This window comes from Mycobacterium sp. ML4 (genome assembly GCF_054515735.1).
The window spans coordinates 75,255-93,207 of the sequence record NZ_JBTNSY010000020.1 but is presented as its reverse complement, the minus strand read 5'-3'; the positions used below and the strand labels follow the sequence as shown (position 1 = coordinate 93,207).

Annotated in this window: 17 protein-coding genes; 7 read left to right on the top strand and 10 right to left on the bottom strand. The window is 66.5% G+C overall.

All coding sequences use genetic code 11. The features are described 5' to 3' along the window. Positions 1-91: 91 nt before the first annotated feature. Positions 92-307, bottom strand: coding sequence for a hypothetical protein (locus ACX9NE_RS21790; protein ID WP_459370798.1), 216 nt, complete (start codon positions 305-307; stop codon positions 92-94). A gap of 59 nt (positions 308-366) precedes the next feature. Here ACX9NE_RS21790 and ACX9NE_RS21785 point away from each other — a divergent pair, with 59 nt between their 5' ends. Together ACX9NE_RS21785 and ACX9NE_RS21780 are read left to right on the top strand one after the other, a co-directional pair. Then, a complete protein-coding gene (locus ACX9NE_RS21785) occupies positions 367-936 on the top strand; it encodes a TetR/AcrR family transcriptional regulator (protein ID WP_459363091.1) in 570 nt (189 codons plus the stop codon). Positions 937-1,033: 97 nt separating this feature from the next. Continuing rightward, a complete protein-coding gene (locus tag ACX9NE_RS21780; RefSeq protein WP_459363092.1) occupies positions 1,034-1,666 on the top strand; it encodes a C39 family peptidase in 633 nt (210 codons plus the stop codon). A gap of 16 nt (positions 1,667-1,682) precedes the next feature. Here ACX9NE_RS21780 and ACX9NE_RS21775 read toward each other — a convergent pair whose 3' ends face one another. The 4 genes from ACX9NE_RS21775 to ACX9NE_RS21760 all read right to left on the bottom strand — a co-directional run bounded on the left by ACX9NE_RS21775 (position 1,683) and on the right by ACX9NE_RS21760 (position 5,810). Further along, on the bottom strand, positions 1,683-4,049 hold the full coding sequence (locus ACX9NE_RS21775) for a glycoside hydrolase family 65 protein (protein ID WP_459363093.1): 2,367 nt from the start codon (positions 4,047-4,049) through the stop codon (positions 1,683-1,685). Continuing rightward, the gene (locus ACX9NE_RS21770) at positions 4,046-4,810 is read right to left on the bottom strand and encodes a beta-phosphoglucomutase family hydrolase (RefSeq protein ID WP_459363159.1); all 765 of its coding nucleotides are present in this window, start codon (positions 4,808-4,810) and stop codon (positions 4,046-4,048) included. The genes ACX9NE_RS21775 and ACX9NE_RS21770 overlap by 4 nt, the downstream gene beginning before the upstream one ends. A gap of 82 nt (positions 4,811-4,892) precedes the next feature. Beyond that, positions 4,893-5,270: a cold-shock protein gene (locus ACX9NE_RS21765; RefSeq protein WP_459363094.1), complete on the bottom strand. Its 378-nt coding sequence runs from the start codon at positions 5,268-5,270 to the stop codon at positions 4,893-4,895. Positions 5,271-5,414: 144 nt separating this feature from the next. After that, positions 5,415-5,810: a nuclear transport factor 2 family protein gene (locus ACX9NE_RS21760; RefSeq protein WP_459363095.1), complete on the bottom strand. Its 396-nt coding sequence runs from the start codon at positions 5,808-5,810 to the stop codon at positions 5,415-5,417. A gap of 52 nt (positions 5,811-5,862) precedes the next feature. On the opposite strand from ACX9NE_RS21760, the gene ACX9NE_RS21755 reads away from it, so the two are divergent. Next, a complete protein-coding gene (locus tag ACX9NE_RS21755; protein ID WP_459363096.1) occupies positions 5,863-6,558 on the top strand; it encodes a TetR/AcrR family transcriptional regulator in 696 nt (231 codons plus the stop codon). Here ACX9NE_RS21755 and ACX9NE_RS21750 read toward each other — a convergent pair. Further along, complete coding sequence (locus tag ACX9NE_RS21750; RefSeq protein WP_459363160.1) at positions 6,472-8,370, bottom strand: PPE family protein; 1,899 nt, start codon at positions 8,368-8,370, stop codon at positions 6,472-6,474. The two genes, ACX9NE_RS21755 and ACX9NE_RS21750, sit on opposite strands and share 87 nt — an antisense overlap. 136 nt (positions 8,371-8,506) lie before the next feature. Here ACX9NE_RS21750 and guaA point away from each other — a divergent pair, with 136 nt between their 5' ends. From guaA to ACX9NE_RS21735, 3 genes are all read left to right on the top strand, one after another. Further along, positions 8,507-10,066: a glutamine-hydrolyzing GMP synthase gene (gene guaA, locus ACX9NE_RS21745; RefSeq protein WP_459363097.1), complete on the top strand. Its 1,560-nt coding sequence runs from the start codon at positions 8,507-8,509 to the stop codon at positions 10,064-10,066. A 636-nt stretch (positions 10,067-10,702) separates the two neighbouring features. Beyond that, positions 10,703-11,332 (top strand): hypothetical protein, encoded by a 630-nt coding sequence (locus ACX9NE_RS21740; RefSeq protein ID WP_459363098.1) that lies wholly within the window; start codon positions 10,703-10,705, stop codon positions 11,330-11,332. 2 nt (positions 11,333-11,334) lie between these two features. Continuing rightward, positions 11,335-12,912 carry a DNA polymerase Y family protein gene (locus tag ACX9NE_RS21735; RefSeq protein ID WP_459363161.1) on the top strand — a complete coding sequence of 526 codons (1,578 nt, stop codon included), beginning with the start codon at positions 11,335-11,337 and terminating at the stop codon, positions 12,910-12,912. 209 nt (positions 12,913-13,121) lie between these two features. Here the strand turns inward: ACX9NE_RS21735 and ACX9NE_RS21730 are convergent, their stop codons facing one another. Together ACX9NE_RS21730 and ACX9NE_RS21725 are read right to left on the bottom strand one after the other, a co-directional pair. Continuing rightward, positions 13,122-13,469 (bottom strand): WhiB family transcriptional regulator, encoded by a 348-nt coding sequence (locus tag ACX9NE_RS21730; protein ID WP_459363099.1) that lies wholly within the window; start codon positions 13,467-13,469, stop codon positions 13,122-13,124. Between the two features lie 387 nt (positions 13,470-13,856). Beyond that, positions 13,857-14,792 carry a nucleoside hydrolase gene (locus ACX9NE_RS21725; RefSeq protein WP_459363100.1) on the bottom strand — a complete coding sequence of 312 codons (936 nt, stop codon included), beginning with the start codon at positions 14,790-14,792 and terminating at the stop codon, positions 13,857-13,859. A gap of 14 nt (positions 14,793-14,806) precedes the next feature. Here ACX9NE_RS21725 and cmaA1 point away from each other — a divergent pair, with 14 nt between their 5' ends. After that, positions 14,807-15,670, top strand: coding sequence for a cyclopropane mycolic acid synthase CmaA1 (gene cmaA1 / locus ACX9NE_RS21720; protein WP_459363101.1), 864 nt, complete (start codon positions 14,807-14,809; stop codon positions 15,668-15,670). On the opposite strand, the gene ACX9NE_RS21715 is transcribed toward cmaA1, so the two are convergent. Further along, the gene (locus ACX9NE_RS21715; protein ID WP_459363102.1) at positions 15,654-15,890 is read right to left on the bottom strand and encodes a 2OG-Fe dioxygenase family protein; all 237 of its coding nucleotides are present in this window, start codon (positions 15,888-15,890) and stop codon (positions 15,654-15,656) included. The genes cmaA1 and ACX9NE_RS21715 overlap by 17 nt on opposite strands. A 41-nt stretch (positions 15,891-15,931) precedes the next feature. Further along, positions 15,932-17,920 carry an SDR family oxidoreductase gene (locus ACX9NE_RS21710; RefSeq protein ID WP_459363103.1) on the bottom strand — a complete coding sequence of 663 codons (1,989 nt, stop codon included), beginning with the start codon at positions 17,918-17,920 and terminating at the stop codon, positions 15,932-15,934. Between the last annotated feature and the right edge of the window lie 33 nt (positions 17,921-17,953).

Sequence of the window (17,953 nt, the reverse complement as noted above, 5' to 3'; positions counted from 1 at the left end):
CTGTTCCTTCACGGAAGAGGGGTGTAGTCAGTTGACTACCTGCCGGCGAGTGTAGTCAATTGACTACGCCGCGGCAAGGGGACTCCGCTGGTTACCGACGGCGCTCGGCGCTGACCGGCGCGTCACCGAGGAGGGTGAGGCGGTGTATGAGCCGGCGCTGGCCGCCGAAGGAGATCACCTGGTGGGTCGGCAGCGGCTGGTGGATCTCGTCGACGGTGGCCTCGTCCAGGTCGCCACCCAGGCGCACCCCGTCCAGGCGGGCGCCGATGCGGCTACTCAGCGTGGTGACGGCTACCTTGTGCGCCATCTCTGCTCTTTTGCGGGCGATCTGGTGTAGTCAACTGACTACCACGTTAACGTAGACGCGTGACTACGCGGGCGGCAAGCGTTTCGCGCGGCGCGATTCCCACCGGTCGAGAAGAGGTGGCGGCCGCGGTGCTGCAGGCGGCCGCCGAGCTGTTCGCCGAGCGAGGACCCGCCGCGACCTCGATTCGCGACATCGCCGCTCGGTCAAAGGTGAACCACGGCTTGGTGTTTCGTCACTTCGGCACGAAGGAGAAACTGGTCGGCGCGGTGCTCGACCACCTGAGTGCGGCCACCACCGCGGCGCGGCAACGCGGCGCCTCGGAGGCCGAGGTCGAGCAAGCCGTAGAGCAGCATATGCGGGTGATCGCGCGCACGCTGCTGGACGGCTACCCGGTAGGGCAGCTGCAGACGCAGTTTCCCGGCATGGCGCAGCTGCTCGAGGCGGTGCGCCCCCATTTTCCCGATGATCGCAGCGCGCGGCTGGCGGTGGCCAATGCCGCTGCCCTGCAATTCGGCTGGCGCCTGTTCGAGCCGTTCCTGCGGGCGTCGACCGGGCTGGACGACCTGACGGACGCCGAGCTGCGGCAGTCCGTCATTGCCGAGTTGGCCCGTATGGTCCAACCGCACTGAGTCCGCGGCGCCGCTGAGAACTGGGCTGCCTGCGGCGCATGAATTCCGCAGGGATTTCCCAAAGATCTGGCCAGCGCTTGAGCCGATCCTCTGCATCATGACGATGAAGGCAGCAAACCAGTTGGGATTCGCGGGCGCGCTGGTAACGCTGGCGGCCGCATCAGTGATCGCATATCCCGTTGCGGCGCAGGCTAATCCGGGGCGCGACGGCGCCCGGATGTATGGCGACCCCACCGCGGCGGCACCTTTCTGGCGCCGGCAGCACGGCTTGGACTGCGCAGAGGTCGCGGTGGCCGATGTGGTCGGTGAGCTCACCGGCAACCAACCCAGCGAGGACGAGGTCAGGGCGCTGTCCGAGAACACCCCGAGCTCGGTTCGGCCTGGACCGATCTTTCAAAACGGGGGCACCGACAATCGGGACATACCGATTCTGCTGGGGCACTACGGTATTGCGACCGTAATGGGCCTGTTCACCATTGGGTCGCTGGCACCGGAGTTGGGCGCGGGCCGCAAGGTGATCGCCGGGGTCAACGGCGAGACTTTGTGGAATCAGCGTGGTGACCGTACCCACGAAAACCACTTCGTCGTCGTCACCGGCATCGACACCGGGGCCGGTGTTGTGCACCTCAACGACAGCGGCATCGACTGGGGCCGCGACGAGGTGATTCCGATGGCCGTATTCGAAGCGTCGTGGGCCACCAGCAACCACTTCGCCGTTGTGGCCAAGTGACGGGTGGCGGTGAGCCCTAAGTGATCCGTATCAACGATCGCCGGTGAATCGGTTCACGACCCGGCGGCTGGATCGGCGCAGGCAGCAATGCCTCGCGTCGACGCACCGCGATGGTCGACGGCTCTTCGGTGGTCAAGGTGACCTCCTCACCGGCGTGCTGGATGACCAACTCGCCGTCGGGACCGTCACGCAGCGAGTAGGTGACGTTCTCGTGGTCGGCGTCCACGGTGACCCGAAAACCGCGCCAGCGTAACCGGAAGCGCAGCCGCGAGATGCCGTCGGGCAGTTGCGGGTCGAGGGACAGAATGCCCTCGTCGTCGCGTAGTCCGCCGAACCCGGCGACCAGTGCCGTCCACGCGCCGGCCAGGGAGGCCATGTGCAGACCGTCGCGGGTGTTGCGGTGCAGATCGCGCAGGTCGATGAGCGCGGCCTCGTAGGCGTAGTCGTGGGCCAGTTCCAGGTGGCCGACCTCCGCACACATCACCGCCTGGGTGCACGCCGACAGCGACGAGTCGCGGACAGTCCGCCGCTCGTAGTAGTCGACGTTGCGCGCCTTCTGTTCGGGTGTGAACTCATGGCTCTGCCACTGCATGGCCAGCACCAGGTCGGCCTGCTTGATCACCTGCGCGGGGTAGAGCCGGACGTAGGCTTCGTGCATCAGCAGCGGATAGGTGGCGTTGTTCTGGAAGTCCCATTCGGCGAAAGTGGTGAATCCTTCGCACTGTTGATGGACGCCCAACTCCTCGTCGTAGGGGATGTGGGCGGCACTGGCCGCGTCGCGCCAGGCGGCCATCTCCTCGGTGGTGACACCCAGCGCGCCGGCCTTGTCGGGGTGGCGCTTGGCGGCCTCGGCGGCGATACGCAGATTGTTGGCCGCCATCAAATTGGTGAAGACGTTGTCCCGGACGATCGCGGTGTATTCGTCGGGGCCGGTCACCCCGTCCAGATGCCACACGCCGTGCCGGTCGTGGTGTCCCAGCGACATCCACAGCCGGGCGGTCTCGATCAGCACCGGCAACCCGCACTCCTCCTCGAGCGAGTTGTCCCCGGTGACGACGCGGTAGCGCTCGAAGGCCATCGCGATGTCGGCGTTGATGTGCCAGCCTGCCGTGCCGGCCGGCCAGTAGGCCGAGCACTCCTGCCCGCGGATGGTGCGCCAGGGGAAGGCCGCACCGTCTAGACCGAGTTCGGCCGCCCGCTCCGTGGCCAGATCCAGTGTCGACGCTCGCCAGCGCAGCGCGTCGGCGACCGCATGTGGGACGGTGTAGGTGAGTACCGGCAGCACGAAACCTTCGGTGTCCCAGAATGCGTGGCCGTCATAGCCAGTTCCGGTGAGTCCCTTGCTGGGAATGGCCCGGCGTTCGGCGCGCGCGCTGGCCTGCAGCAGGTGGAACATGCCGAACCGCACGGCCTGCTGGCTTTCCGGATCCCCCTCGACTTCCACGTCGGCCGCGTCCCAGAACAGGTCCAGGTAAGCGCGTTGGCCGTCGATCAGACCCTGCCATCCGCTGTAGCGGGCGCTGGACAGTGCTGCGGCGGCCTGGTCCCGCAGCCCTGGACGGGACCGCAGGCTCGACCAGCCGTACGCCAGGTATTTGACGATGCGCAACTTCTGCCCGGGCCGCAGGCCGCAGATCACCGTGGTGCGCGCCAGGTCGGCGCGGACGTCGGTGCTGATCTCACACCGGCCCGGAACCTCGACCTCGTGATCCATCGCGGCCGCCATCATCAGCGCGCTGCTGCGGGTCCGGTGCATGAGAAGCGCTCTGCCCTCGGTGATTTCGTGATCGACGGCCTCAAGTGGATTCTCCAGGATGGCCGAAACGCGGGGGTCGTCGGAGGTCTCGGGCTGGTCTTCGTTGGTGACCAGTTCTGATTGCACGGTGACGCGGGAGAAATCGTCAATGGCTTCGACCACGTACTCGATGGCCGCGACACCGCGGTGTGCCAACGACACCAGCCGGGTGGAGGTCACCTTCACCTGCTTGCCGGTGGGGGAGCGCCAGTGTGCGCAGCGGGTCAGCGTTCCGGCGCGCAAGTCGAGAATCCGCTCGTGGTCCAGCAATTCGCCGTAGCGTACGTCGAAGGGCTCGTCGTCGACCATGAGCCGGATGATCTTCCCGTTGGTGACGTCGACGACGGTCTGCCCGGCTTCGGGGTATCCGTATCCCGCCTCGGCATAGGGCAGCGGCCGGATCTCGTAGAACGAGTTCAGATAGGTACCGGGTAAGCCGTAGGGTTCGCCTTCATCGAGGTTGCCGCGTAATCCGATGTGCCCGTTGGATAAAGCAAACAGCGACTCCGACTGGGCCAACAGGTTGAGATTGAGACGGGTTTCGCGGATCTGCCACGGCTCGACCGGAAACGCTTCCTCGGAGATCATGATGCTTCCCCGTCGTCGTCGAGCAGTTCGGCCAGATCGGTCACCACGACGTCGGCGCCGTTGTCGCGCAGCTCGTCAGCTTGACCCACCCGGTCGACACCTACCACGAGTCCGAAGTTACCGGCCCGGCCGGCCTGCACGCCGGAGATTGCGTCTTCGAAAACCGCGGCGGCCGCCGGCTCGACATCGAGAAGCTGGGCGCCGCGCAGGTAGGAGTCCGGGGCCGGCTTGCCGGCGATGTTCTCCTCGCGCAACGTCACGCCGTCCACGCGCTGCTGGACGAACCGGTCCAGGCCGGTGATCTCGAGCACGTCGCGGGTGTTGGCGCTCGATGACACCACGGCCACTTTGAGGCCCGCGGCCTGCACCGCCTCCAGGTAGCGCCGGGACCCGTCGAACACCGTGACACCGTCTTTGCGCAGAACCGCTTGAAATGCATCGTTTTTCCGGGTGCCCAGACCGTGCACGGTCTCGGCGTCGGCTGGATCGTCGGGGCCGCCGTCAGGAAGGTGGATGTCGCGGCTCCGCAGGAACGATCGGACGCCGTCCTCCCGCTTCTTGCCGTCCACGTACTGGCGGTAGTCGGAGTCCGCATCGAAGGGCACGAATCGTTCCCCGGACTCCTCGGCGCGCTGCCTGAGGAAGGCGTCGAACATCTCCTTCCAGGCCTTGGTGTGCACGCTCGCGGTGTCAGTGAGCACTCCGTCGAGGTCGAACAGACAGGCCCGCACTTCCTCTGGCAGACCGAGCGTCGATACCACTGGCACAACCCCACTTCCCATGTAGTTTGGCGATGTAGTTGGCAACACCCCTCCACATGCCCGGTGCTGCGCCGGCGGCAAACTATGAATCTATCAAGCCGTGTTTGCGCGCCACCTCTTCGAAGCTGCTGCGCACCGCGAGGATCTGCTGGGCATTCAATGCCGGCGTTATGTGTAATAGCTTCTCGGTTATTGTGTGCCGGAATTCCTCGGGCGAAAGCACATCGAAATATTCGTCGCCAGCGCCTGACGGATCGTCTTCAACGGGCGCAGAGCTGTTCGACAAGCGTACTTCCCGGGCGAATTTCCCGCGATTTCCCTCGTCAATTTCGAAAGACACCCGGGCGCCACGCACTGCGAGCTGTTTGTCCACTTCAAGGTCGTTGACGTGGAGAAACACGTCTTCTCCGCCGATATCCGGCGTGATGAAACCATAACCGCGCACCCCGTCGAAACGCACAATTCTACCCGTGACCCGCACCCTTTTGACCCCTGATTGATCCGTCACCTACTCCGGCGATCATACCGGGGGAGACCGGTCTGACGATGCGGGGGCGAATCGCTGCAAGCGGCAGAAATTGACGTCGGCCGCGCCGGCGGGGGGTCAGGTTCCGGCGGCGGTCAGCAACTGCAATGACGAACGATCGAAGTAGACATCATTTCGCGCCAGGTGGTCGCCATCGGCCAGCGCCAGGTCCATGCCGTCGATCTCCACCTGCATGTCGTTGCCGGCGAGGCGGAAGGTGGCGCGCCACAGAACGGCGGCGCCTTCCCCGTCGCGCAGCGGATACGCCTCGCGCAGGGCCCAGTGCATCTGCCAGCGGTCGAACAACTTCGTCAGATAGCGGCGCATCGCGTCGGCGCCCTCGACAAAGCCGCGGGTGTTGGGATCGCGGTAACGGACGTCATCGGTGTAGCAGTCGACGACGCGTTTCACCTCCTGGGTGTTCCAGGCTTGGAGGAGCCGTTCGGCCAGCGCTGTGGCCCGTTGGTGGTCCATCATTTCCCTCCTAGAGCAATGCTCCATATTAATGGAGTGATAGTCTAGCAGTGTGGCCGCCACCCGTACAGCCCGTCGCGCCGGCGCCGACCGCCGGTCGGCGATCATCGACGCAGCATTGAATCGGTTTCTCGCACAAGGCATCAGCGCAACGTCGCTGCGGCAGATTCAGCGCGATGCGCAGGCCAGCAACGGCAGTTTCTTCCACCACTTCCCGAGCAAGGAGTCGCTTGCGGGCGCGGTGTACGTCGACTGCGTGACGAAGTATCAGCAGGCTTTCCTGGTCGAACTCGCTCAGCAGGCAGGCGCGGAGGCGGGCGTGCGGGCGATTGTCGCCATGCATCTGCGGTGGTGTACCGATCACCCGCAGATGGCCCGGTTCCTCATCACCATGACCGAGCCGGCGGTCCTCGACGCGGCGGCGACCGAGCTGAAGGAACTCAACGAGCGCTTTGCGGGCGCGCTGCAGGCGTGGTGGCGACCCCACGCTCACTACGGGACGTTGCGGCCGCTACGACCCGCGCACAGTCAGGCGCTCTGGTTGGGTCCAGCTCAGGAATTGGTACGCGCCTGGCTGCTGGGCGTGCTGGCGGATCCCCCGGACAGCGAGGACGCCATCGTGCTCGCCGACGCGGCGTGGGTGTGCCTGCGCGCCGACGGTCTACAGGATGCCGGCGACATCGCTGACGATCGACCTGGCCGCGCTGTAGTAGGCGTAGGCAAGGAAGAAGCTCAGGAAGGTCAGTAGTCCGGTGTCGGCCGCGACGGGATATCCGACCGCGTTGAGCAAGCCTGCGGGATCGCCGTCCACCGCTTGCCGGATGCCGTCCAGGAAGAGGTTCACATCGTAGGACGGCAGCGAGAAAGCAATGGCGCTCAAGGTATCGGCGGTCGGAAGCAGCGTCGAGTAGGCCGTGGCCGTGGCACTCGTGACCGCGCTTGCGAGGCTGGTGTTCGCCGTCTGCATGCCGTCGATGACACCGTCGATCGACGGCAGCGAGAATGCCGGCTGGGTCAGGCGTGGGACGCCCGACGGGGACAGGCTCGGCAGCGACGGCAGGTGCCAACCGCGCAGATCGGTCGCGGCGGAATCGATGCCCTGCTGCGTGCCGCTGAGCAGGTCGTTGCACACGGTCACCGCGCTGACGTCCGGGAACAGCCCGAACGGGGTGGGGACATTGGCCGGACCGGTCGAATAGCCGTAGTCGGGGTTGCCGTAGCCCAGATTCACGATCACCTTCAAATCGGGCTGAATCAGATCGGCGATGGTATTGCCCACGAACGTCGTCCGCAGCGGCTCGAGTAGCGGCAGATTGTGAGTGGGAATCATGTAGTAGGTGGTCATCGTCAATCCCTCGGTTGGCAGTTGGACAGCCGTGGCGACCTGCGCGGGAGTAAGGGTGGGATACAGCGGGTGGACATAGAGCGCGCCGAGCATGGCGTTGGCGTCGGCAACGACATTGAGCGGGTACTGGGGAAAGTCCGCGAAGCCGTCGTACTCGATCGTGTACATGACGGTCGGATAGTCATTGGCCGGGGTGGACCCCGGGAACGACTTGCCCAGACTCGGCAGGGTCAGACCGTCGAAGCGCGAATACAACCCTCCGTTGGGGTTCATCGGGTTTCCGACCAACGAAAAGCTCACCGCATCGCTGGGCACGCCTGCGGCTTTGAGGTTGGCCATCTCCAGCGATGCGATCCCGGCGCCCTGCGAGAAGCCCTGAACGACCACGTGATTTCCGGCTGCCAGCTGTGCATCGATCGCCTTGTCGAGGATCTGCAGGCCCTGCGCCCACGACGCGTCCTCGGTGAGAGTCTTGACGCCGGTGATCCAGTAGGACTGTGCCGGTGTCTGCAACGCCTGGGCGTTGGTCACGGTGAAGCCGGGGAAACGGGGTGTGACGTAGTCGGCCAGCACGGTGTTGACGTAGCTCTGCGACGGCAACGGGAATCCGCTGCCGCCTATCACCAGGGTGACGTTGGACGCGGCCGCCGGAGCCGACTCGGTCGCCGCGCCGGCGCTATATGCCGTCGCGGCGCCCGACGGCGGGCTCAGCGGCGTCTGCCATCCCGTGAGCCGGGCGACCGCGGCCGAAGTCGCGCCGTAGTAGTCCGACATGGCGACCACATCCTGGGCCCACATCCGTTCGTACTCGGCCTCGGTGGCAGCGATCGCTGGTGCGTTGAGCCCCAATATGTTTGACACGACCAGCGAAAGCAGCTGAGTCCGGTTGCCCGCCAACGTCTCCGGTGGCACGGTGGCGGCCAGTGCGGCGTCGTAGGCCGCTGCCGCGGCCGTTGCCTGGCGGGCGCTGTGCGCGGCCCCCGTCGCCGCGTCGCGCAGCCAACGCGAATACGACGACGCCAGTTCGGTCATGGCTGTCGCCGAGGTTCCCTGCCATGCCGATCGCGTCAGATCCGATACCACGGACGTGAATGCGTTCGCCGTGGACGTCAGGTCTTCACTCAATCCCTGCCATGCCGATGCCGCCGCCAGCAGGGGCAGCGGTCCCGGTCCATGCGCGATGCGGGCAGAAGTGACCTCCGGCGGCGAGACCATGAAGTCCACCACAACCACCTCACCTGCCCCCTTCGAACTGACAACCTGAGTAGACGATTCATGGGACTATAGGAGCGGTCCTCAGTTCCGTCAACTATGGTTGACAAAGATCGGACTCGTTGCATGGCTAAACTCGATGCCCGTGGAATCAGCCTCGCCGCGGCCCGTGTTGGTGGTCGACTTCGGTGCCCAGTACGCCCAGTTGATCGCCCGCCGGATCCGGGAGGCGCGGGTGTTCTCGGAGGTGATCCCGCACACCGCGTCGGTCGAGGAGATCCGGGCCCGCAATCCGTTGGCGCTGGTGCTCTCGGGCGGTCCGGCCAGCGTGTACGCCGACGGCGCCCCGCAACTGGATCCGGCGTTGTTCGACCTCGGTCTGCCGGTGTTCGGCATCTGCTACGGGTTCCAGGCGATGGCGCAGGCGCTCGGTGGCACCGTTGCCCACACCGGCACCAGCGAGTACGGCCGCACCGAGTTGAAAGTCTCTGGCGGGGAACTACATTCGGATCTGCCCGGAGTTCAGCCGGTATGGATGAGCCATGGCGACGCGGTCACCGCTGCGCCGGAGGGATTCCAGGTGGTGGCCAGCAGTGCAGGGGCGGCGGTGGCCGCCTTCGAAGCGCGCGACCGTGGTCTGGCCGGCGTGCAGTACCACCCCGAGGTCATGCACACCCCGCACGGGCAGCAGGTGTTGAGCCGGTTTCTGCACGAGTTCGCCGGAATCGGTGCGGAGTGGACTCCGGCCAACATCGCCAACGCTCTCATCGAGCAGGTGCGCGAGCAGATCGGCGACGGCCACGCGATCTGCGGGCTCTCGGGTGGGGTGGACTCGGCGGTCGCCGCCGCACTGGTGCAGCGCGCCATCGGCGACCGGTTGACGTGCGTCTTCGTCGACCACGGTCTTTTGCGCGCCGGTGAGCGAGCGCAGGTGGAGCGCGACTTCGTCGCCGCCACGGGAGCCAATCTGGTCACCGTCGACGCGGCGCAGACCTTCCTCGCGGCGCTCTCGGGTGTCAGCAATCCCGAGGGCAAGCGCAAGATCATCGGCCGGCAGTTCATTCGTGCCTTCGAGGGTGCGGTACGGGATGTGTTGCACGGCAGCACGATTGATTTCCTGGTGCAGGGGACGCTGTATCCGGATGTGGTGGAGTCCGGCGGCGGGAGCGGCACCGCCAACATCAAGAGCCACCACAACGTGGGTGGTCTGCCCGATGACCTGAAGTTCACCCTCGTCGAACCATTGAGGTTGCTGTTCAAAGACGAAGTGCGCGCGGTCGGACGCGAGCTGGGCCTGCCGGAGGAAATCGTTGCGCGCCAGCCATTCCCGGGTCCCGGCTTGGGCATCAGAATCGTCGGCGAGGTGACCGCCGCGCGGCTGGAGACGCTGCGCCGGGCGGACTTGATCGCGCGGGAGGAGCTGACGGCGGCGGGCCTGGACAACCAGATCTGGCAATGCCCGGTGGTCCTGCTGGCTGACGTCCGTTCGGTCGGCGTGCAGGGTGACGGGCGCACTTACGGACACCCGATCGTATTGCGCCCGGTATCCAGTGAGGACGCCATGACCGCCGACTGGACCCGGGTGCCCTATGAGGTGCTGGAACGCATCTCGACCCGCATCACCAACGAGGTCCGCGAGGTGAACCGGGTGGTGCTCGACGTCACCAGCAAACCGCCCGGAACCATCGAGTGGGAATAGCCCGACGACGATGCGGGCCGCGTGCGGCCCGAGGAGAAGTCGGGCCGTCGGGAATAGCCCGACGACGATGCGGGCCGCGTGCGGCCCGAGGAGAAGTCGGGCCATCGAGTGGGAATAGCCCGACGACGATGCGGGCCGCGTGCGGCCGGTCCTGCACTGGGGCGGGCGCGGCAGCCGGCTGGGAACTGCGCCGCGGATCAGCGCCGCCTTCGAGTTCCAGCGTGCCGACCGTGCACCGTTCAACAATCCGCTATTGGATCCCGCCGGGTTGCCGACGTTTCATGTGCGGCTCGGGTTGATCGGCAAGCAGGTGCTGCAGCACCGCCATATGTACCCCTCGGCGATGAGATCGCGCGGCGATTGCGACGTCCCTGTTCCAGCGGTTCATGCCGGGTGTCCCGATGCCCACCGCGTTTCCCGTTCCGTCCGGCGTGGCCGCTAACTCAACCGCTACCTGCTCGGTAACAGTATTTGCTGGATCAGGGGTCACAACAGCGCCACCAGCTATCAGCCGCCACATCAGCACCAAGCGCTGCCACCCGGTGGCCCGACCGCGTCTTGACGCTGTCGGGGGGTGGGTGTTTACTCGAAACGTATCGAACATACTTTCGAAAGAGTTTGATGGGGAGGCTGGTCATGACCGCGGCTGTTGCCTCTGATCAACACCGGGAAAACCGGGTTGAGCAGCTGAAACAGCTGCGACAGAAGATCGCTGCGCTGTCTGGCAAAGATACCGCCCGGCTTGATGAGCCGGTATCGGCGGGTCCGGCGCTGTTGCCGCGTGGCACGGTGGCGGTGGTGTCGGGAGCGCGGTCGTTGGTGTTGCGCATGGTGGCCGATGTGACGGCCGGCGGGGGGAACGCGGTCATCGTCGGCCAGCCGGATATCGGGTTGCTGGCCGCGGTGGAAATGGGGGCGGACCTGAGTCGTCTGGCGTTGATTCCGGATGCCGGAAACGATCCGGTGGAGGTGGCCGCGGTGCTCGTCGACGGGATGGATCTGGTGGTTCTGGGCCTGGGCGGCCGTCGGGTGACGCGGACCCGGGCGCGGGCGGTGGTGGCCCGTGCCCGCCAGAAGGGCTGCACGGTCCTGGTCACCGACGGTGATTGGGAAGGGGCGTCAACGCGATTGGAGGCCCGGGTCTGCGGCTACGAACTCACTCCGTCTTTCGGGGGCGAGCCACCCCCCGGGGTCGGGCGCATCAGTGGGGTGCGGCTGCAGATCCACCGGTGCGGCCGGTCGATCGGCCGAGCCCGAACCGGGTGACGCTGATGGCTTCTCGAGCGCTGGCGATCTGGTGCATGGACTGGCCGGCGGTCGCGGCGGCAGCGGCCGCGGGCCGGTCCGCAACGGATCCGGTCGCGGTCACCGTGGCCAACCGGGTGATCGCCTGTTCGGCGACGGCCCGGGCGGCCGGGGTACGGCGCGGCCTCCGACGCCGGGAAGCGGCGGCGCGGTGTCCGCAACTGCACATCGCGGCCGCCGACGTGGACCGCGACGCCCGCTTCTTCGAAGGGGTGATCTCCGCGGTGGAGGATCTGGTGCCCCGTCCCGAGGTGCTGCGCCCCGGGCTTCTGGTGTTGCCGGTGCGCGGTGCGGCCCGGTTTTTCGGATCGGAGCAACAGGCGGCTGAGCGGTTGATCGACGCGGTGGCCGCAGCCGGTGCCGAGTGCCAGGTCGGGATCGCCGACGGGCTGTCCACCGCGGTCTTCGCCGCGCGCGCGGGTCGCGTGGTGGAGCCGGGAGGGGATGCGCGGTTCTTGTCCACACTGTCGATCCGTCAACTCGCCACCGAGCCGAGCCTGTCCGGTCCGGGTCGCGATGAATTGACGGATCTATTGTGGCGGATGGGAATTCGCACCATTGGACAGTTCGCCGCGCTGTCCCGCACCGACGTCGCCTCCCGGTTCGGAGCCGACGCGGTGACTGCGCACCGGTTCGCCCGCGGCGAATCGGAACGGGGTCCCTCGGGGCGTGAACCGCCGGCGGAACTCGGTGCCGTACTGGACTGCGATCCGCCGATCGGCCGGGTCGACGCCGCGGCATTCGCCGGCCGCTCGCTTGCTGCCACATTGCACCAGGCGCTGCTTGCCGCCGGAGTGGGGTGCACTCGGCTGGCCATTCACGCGGTCACCGCCAGCGGCGACGAGCTGAGCCGGGTATGGCGGTGCGCCGAACCGTTGACCGAGGACGCAACCGCCGACCGGGTGCGCTGGCAACTCGACGGGTGGCTGAGCCATCGGATCGCGCGCGGTCGCCCACTGGACGCACCGGTGACGCTGTTGCGGCTCCAGGCCGTGGAGGTGGTCTCGGCCGAGGCGCTGCAGTTACCGCTCTGGGGTGGTCTTGGTGAAGAGGACAGGCTTCGGGCCCGCCGGGCGCTGGTGCGGGTTCAGGGGTTGCTGGGCCCGGAGGCGGTGCAGGTGCCGGTGCTGTCCGGCGGCCGCGGACCGGCCGAACGCATCACGCTGACTCCGTTGGGCGACGAGCCGGTGCCCCGGGCTGACCCTGCTCAGCCGTGGCCCGGCCAACTGCCCGACCCGTCGCCGGCGGTTCTGGTCGACGACCCGGTGGAACTGCTTGATATGCAAGGAAGCCCGGTCCGGGTGACCAGCCGGGGACTGTTCTCCGCCGAACCCGCGCTACTGGCTGTCCAGGGCCGGGATGACCGGCTGCGCTGGTGGGCGGGACCGTGGCCTGTCGACGAGCGATGGTGGGATGACCGGCCTGAGGCCGGTCACAAGGTTGGCCGCATCGCTCGTGCCCAGGTGCTCTTGGAAAGCGAGCGTGCGCTCTTGCTGTGTTACCGGCAGAGGAGGTGGTTCTTGGAGGGCATCTATGAGTGACTCACTTGCCGCAGGGGGTGGGGTGACCATCGGTCATGGCGTCTGATCAGCGAAAACGCCGCGGATTTACCGACGGGCAAAAATCCGGCCGAACCCGTGCGCCTCGTGCGGCCGCGAACCTGTTGTGGTGCAGGCGAATTCGCCGATCCAGGCCGGCGTACCGCTCGCAACGTAACAAAAAAGTAATGATGAGATGAACGGCGTGGGTCTCAGCCGGCGCTGCGAGAATTGCGCTTGTTCAAGAACGACGACCAGGACACCACATCGGGATGTTCCTTGAGCAGGGCCCTGCGTTGCCGTTCGGTCATCCCGCCCCACACGCCGAATTCGACCTTGTTGTCCAGAGCATCTGCGCCGCACTCCCGCAGCACCGGGCAGTGCCGGCAGATCGTCGCCGCCTGACGCTGCGCCGCCCCGGTCACGAAGAGCTCGTCCGGGTCTTTTGTCCTGCACAGACCCCTCGATACCCAGCCTCGTTCGCCGGCATCTTCGGCGAGCTGGGTGTTACTGACGGCGACAAGGTTCAGCCGTCGCGCGGCCGGGCGTGTTCCTGACACGAGATGGTCCCCTTAACTATCCGGCCGCGCTGTGCGACCGCCTCCCTCGGTGCAGACCAAGTTGTGACCGTTGCTCCATTGCTTTATAGCGCCACACGTGATCCGAATCTCACCGTTCCTCCAAATTAGGGGGTCGAGGGTCGATTGCGCAACAGTTCAACCATATTTTTTGGCACGGTTGTCCCATACTGTAGGTATGGTTTACGGGCCTGACCTTCACTTTCGGTATTTTGGCTGGTGAGCAGCGCATCGGGCGTCAGGTCGGTCAGCGACGGGTTTTCCTTGCGGGGGCAAACCCCAGCGCATGAAAGCCGCGCCGTTAGCCCGCCGAGTGTGGTCGTCACCGGCTCCGTCCGCGAGCTCGGGTGACCGCCGGCCGGCGACCCGTCAGCTCAGCCGGCTCGCAAACGCACCGATCCGGTGTATGAACCGGTCGAAAAAAGCTCTGGAATCGACGTCAATGCCTATCTGCGCGTTCGGCGTTCGTGTGCCACCCCAGTCGGCTGTGGTCATCCCGCGGTCGTCGGTGAGGTCGACGTCCACCGTGGCCGCCCGCGTCACGATCAGGTGGGGGTCCAGCGCTACGGCTGCGGCGAGCGGATCGTGCAGATGGGCCAGGTAGCCGAGGCCGCGGTCACGGTAGGTCTCGAAGTAGAACCGCATCGCGTCCTGGATGAATCCGGTCAGCGGCGACGGCCCGGACAACCCACCGAGGCGTTCGGGCGTCATCACAACCTTGCGCGTCAGGTCCAGTCCACACACCATAGGAAGTCGTGGGCGGCCGGTCCAGGCGGAGAACACCTCGGCCATCGCCTGGGCGTCGACTCGGGCGTTCCATTCGGCGGGGCCGCTGCCGTCGAACACTCCACCCATGATCACCAGTCGCTGCAACAGCCTCGGCATTTCCGGCTCGATGCGCAACGCCAGCGCCAGGTTGGTCAGCGGGGCGGTCGCCAACCCGATCAACTCGCCGGGATAGGCGCGCGCCGCGCGCACCCAGGCTGTAGCGGCATCGTGCTCGGTGAGCCGCCGATCGGTGTGCGGCAGCACCGCATAGCCTAATCCGTTGGGACCGTGTGCATCTCCACGCTCGGGAGGGTGCCCGTGCAATGGCGTGTCGGCGCCGCGGGAAACCGCGACGGGGCCGGCCCGGCACAATTCCAGCAGGCCGAGGTTGTTGGCGCACACCCGTTCCACGGGGACATTTCCGCCGGTGGAGGCGATACCCACCAGCTCGGGGTCGCTGGCCAGCAAATAGATCAGGGCAAGTGCGTCGTCGATGCCGGTGTCGACGTCGGCGAACACGGCGCTCACCGGGGACACGATACGCTGACCCGATGCCCGATGATCTGACCCCACACTTCGACGACGTGCAGGCGCACTACGACCTGTCCGATGACTTTTTCCGGCTGTTCCTGGATCCAACCCAGACTTACAGCTGTGCGTACTTCGAGCGCGACGACATGACGCTGGAAGAGGCGCAGATCGCCAAGATCGATCTCGCACTGGGCAAACTCGGACTACAGCCCGGCATGACTCTGCTCGATGTCGGCTGCGGCTGGGGCGCCACCATGATGCGCGCGATCGAGCGCTACGACGTCAACGTTGTGGGCCTCACCCTGAGCAAGAACCAGGCCAATCATGTCGAGGGGCTGTTCGCGAAATCCGACAGCCCCCGCACCAAACGCGTTCTGCTGCAAGGCTGGGAACAGTTCGACGAGCCGATCGACCGCATCGTCAGCATCGGCGCGTTCGAGCATTTCGGGCACGAACGTTACGACGCGTTCTTCACGCTGGCGCACCGCTTGCTGCCTGACGACGGCATCATGCTGTTGCACACCATCACCGGGCTGCACCCGCTGGAGATGAAGGAACGCGGCCTGCCCCTGACCTTCGAATTCGCCCGGTTCGTCAAATTCATTGTCACCGAGATCTTTCCGGGCGGCCGGCTGCCGTCGATACCGATGGTGCAGGAGCGCGCCACCGCCAACGGGTTCAACGTCACTCGCGTGCAGTCGCTGCAGCCGCATTACGCCAAGACTCTCGACATCTGGTCGGCCGCGCTGGCAGCGCAGAAGGATCAGGCGATCGCGTTGCAGTCCGAGGAGGTTTACGAACGCTACATCAAGTACCTGACCGGGTGTGCCGAGATGTTCCGCATGGGCTACATCGACGTCAACCAGTTCACCTGCGAGAAGTAGGCGCAACGGTCATCACCAGCACATCGCGTTGCGCCGGCCCTGAGCCGTCGATCGGCCGCATAGGCGACACACCGTGCAGCGTGCGGCGGTCGTCGCCGACCAGCAATGCACCGGGCTCGGCCAGCGTGGTGGTCAGCAGTGGGCGCCCACTCGAATCGCACTGCGCCGTCACGGCCACCGGGTCGGGGTGTCGTCTGTGATGGTTGCGGATGGGGCTCACGGATACCGCGCTCGGACACGGCTAAACGCCGGCCCGCAGATTTACCAATGCACCCCGGGCACCCGCCGTGCCAACCGCTTGACCGGCTTGGGTACCCCGACGCGCGGGACCGCCCGGACCGGCCGTCTTGGCCGAGGCGGTTGTGTGGCAACAGGTTCGGTGAGGCCGCGCGCGGCAGGCGAATCGGGGTAGCCGAGGTAGAGCTGATGCAGGATCCGGCGAGACAGCCTCGGTGCGAACTGGTGACCGGCCTGCGCGAGGGTGCCCATCGGGGTGTCGATGCGGACGGGCTTGTCGACCAGGCCGCGCACCACCATCGCCGCCGCGCGTTCGGCGCTGATGGGCGGCACCGGGTTGAGCCGGTTCGAGGGGGCGATCATCGGGGTCGCGACCAGCGGCATGTGGATGTTGGTGAAGGTGATGTGGTCGGACAACGTTTCGGTGGAGACCACGTCAGCGAACGCGTCCAGCGCCGCTTTGCTGGGCAGGTAAGAACTGTACTTCGGGTTGCGGGCTTGGACCCCGGCGCTGGAGACGTTGACGACATGACCGAACCGGCGCTCTCGCCAGTGCGGCAGCAACGCCAGCACCATCCGCACCGCACCGAAGTAGTTGACCGCCATCACCCGTTCGTAGTCGTGCATGCGGTCGCATGCGTTGACCACCGAGCGGCGGATCGAGCGGCCGGCGTTGTTCACCAGATAGTCGACGTGGTCGAAGCGGCCCAGGATGTCTTTGACGGTGTGCTCCACCGACGCCGCATCGGTGATGTCGCAGGTGAACGCGTAGGCCTGCCCGCCCTGCGCGCGGATCTCGTCGACCAGCTCGTCGAGCGCCTCGCCGTTGCGGGCCAGCGCGAAGACGGTGGCGCCGCGCTCGGCCACGGCTATCGCGGAGGCCCGCCCAATGCCGCTGGACGCGCCGGTGATGATGACGTGCCGCCCAACCAGCGGGCCGGTGGGATCATCGCGCCGGGCGCGGTCGGGATCCAGATGCTCGGCCCAGTAGCGCCACAGCCTCGGCGCGTACGTCGCGAATGCGGGTACTTCAATGCCGCTGTCGCGCAACGCCTCCTGCGTCCGGAGGTTGACGAACGTGGGAGCCAGATCGATGACGTCGAGAACCTCGGCGGGTACCCCCAATTGGGTGGCGGCCATGTTGCGCACCACCTTGGCGCGCCCGCCGGCCTTCAGCACCGAGGTCGCGACCGACCGCGGCAGTGACCCGCGCAGCGGGGGCAGACCCGCTTCCCGTGCGATCCCGCGATAGATGCCACGCAGCCCGACGCTATCGGGCGCGGTCAGATGGAAGGTCTGCCCGTCGCGACCCTCGGCATGCATGAGTGCCACCAGCGCATCCGCCACGTAGTCGACCGGGACGATGTTGGTGCGCCCGGTGTCGGGTAGCAGCACCGGCGTGAACGACGGCAGCACGGCGAGCTTGGCCAGTACGCCGAAGAAGTAGTAGGGCCCGTCGATCTTGTCCGTCCCACCGGTGCGCGAATCTCCGACGACCACGGCCGGGCGGTAGATGCGGTAGCGCAGCCCGTGGGTGTCCCGTATCAGCGCCTCGGCTTCGAACTTCGTCCGGTGATACGGGGTCGGCAGTCCCTGGCCGACGTCGAAGTCGTCCTCGGTGTACTCGCCGCGGAAGTCGCCGGCCACCGCGATCGATGAGACGTGATGGACGGTCGCGCCGAGCCGACCCGCCAGCGCGACGACGGCGCGGGTGCCTTCCACGTTGGCTTCCCGCTGCTCCGCCTCGCCGGCGGTGATGTCGTAGATCGCCGCGCAGTGCACCAGGTGGTCGACATGACCGAGCTCCGCGATCACCTGGTCGGCCAGATTCAGCTCGGGCAGCTCGCCGACCAGCGGCTTCACCCGTTCACCCCAGTCCAGGGCGAGACGCTCGAAGCGGCCCAGCGAACGGCTGCGGACCAGCACCCAGACCTGTGCATCGGGCTGGTCCAGCAGACGGGAAACGACTTGGCGGCCAATAAACCCGGTACCGCCGGTAACGACATACCGCATGCTGCCCATCGTGGCGGCATCCGGGCGCGCACG

Bases quoted from the DNA above. Each gene is read 5' to 3' on its own strand.
- ACX9NE_RS21740 (WP_459363098.1), top strand. From the start codon at position 10,703: ATGACCGCGGCTGTTGCCTCTGATCAACACCGGGAAAACCGGGTTGAG.
- ACX9NE_RS21775 (WP_459363093.1), bottom strand. From the start codon at position 4,049: ATGATCTCCGAGGAAGCGTTTCCGGTCGAGCCGTGGCAGATCCGCGAA.
- ACX9NE_RS21760 (WP_459363095.1), bottom strand. From the start codon at position 5,810: ATGGACCACCAACGGGCCACAGCGCTGGCCGAACGGCTCCTCCAAGCC.
- ACX9NE_RS21780 (WP_459363092.1), top strand. From the start codon at position 1,034: ATGACGATGAAGGCAGCAAACCAGTTGGGATTCGCGGGCGCGCTGGTA.
- ACX9NE_RS21790 (WP_459370798.1), bottom strand. From the start codon at position 307: ATGGCGCACAAGGTAGCCGTCACCACGCTGAGTAGCCGCATCGGCGCC.
- ACX9NE_RS21710 (WP_459363103.1), bottom strand. From the start codon at position 17,920: ATGCGGTATGTCGTTACCGGCGGTACCGGGTTTATTGGCCGCCAAGTC.
- ACX9NE_RS21750 (WP_459363160.1), bottom strand. From the start codon at position 8,370: ATGGTCTCGCCGCCGGAGGTCACTTCTGCCCGCATCGCGCATGGACCG.
- cmaA1 (WP_459363101.1), top strand. From the start codon at position 14,807: ATGCCCGATGATCTGACCCCACACTTCGACGACGTGCAGGCGCACTAC.
- guaA (WP_459363097.1), top strand. From the start codon at position 8,507: ATGCCCGTGGAATCAGCCTCGCCGCGGCCCGTGTTGGTGGTCGACTTC.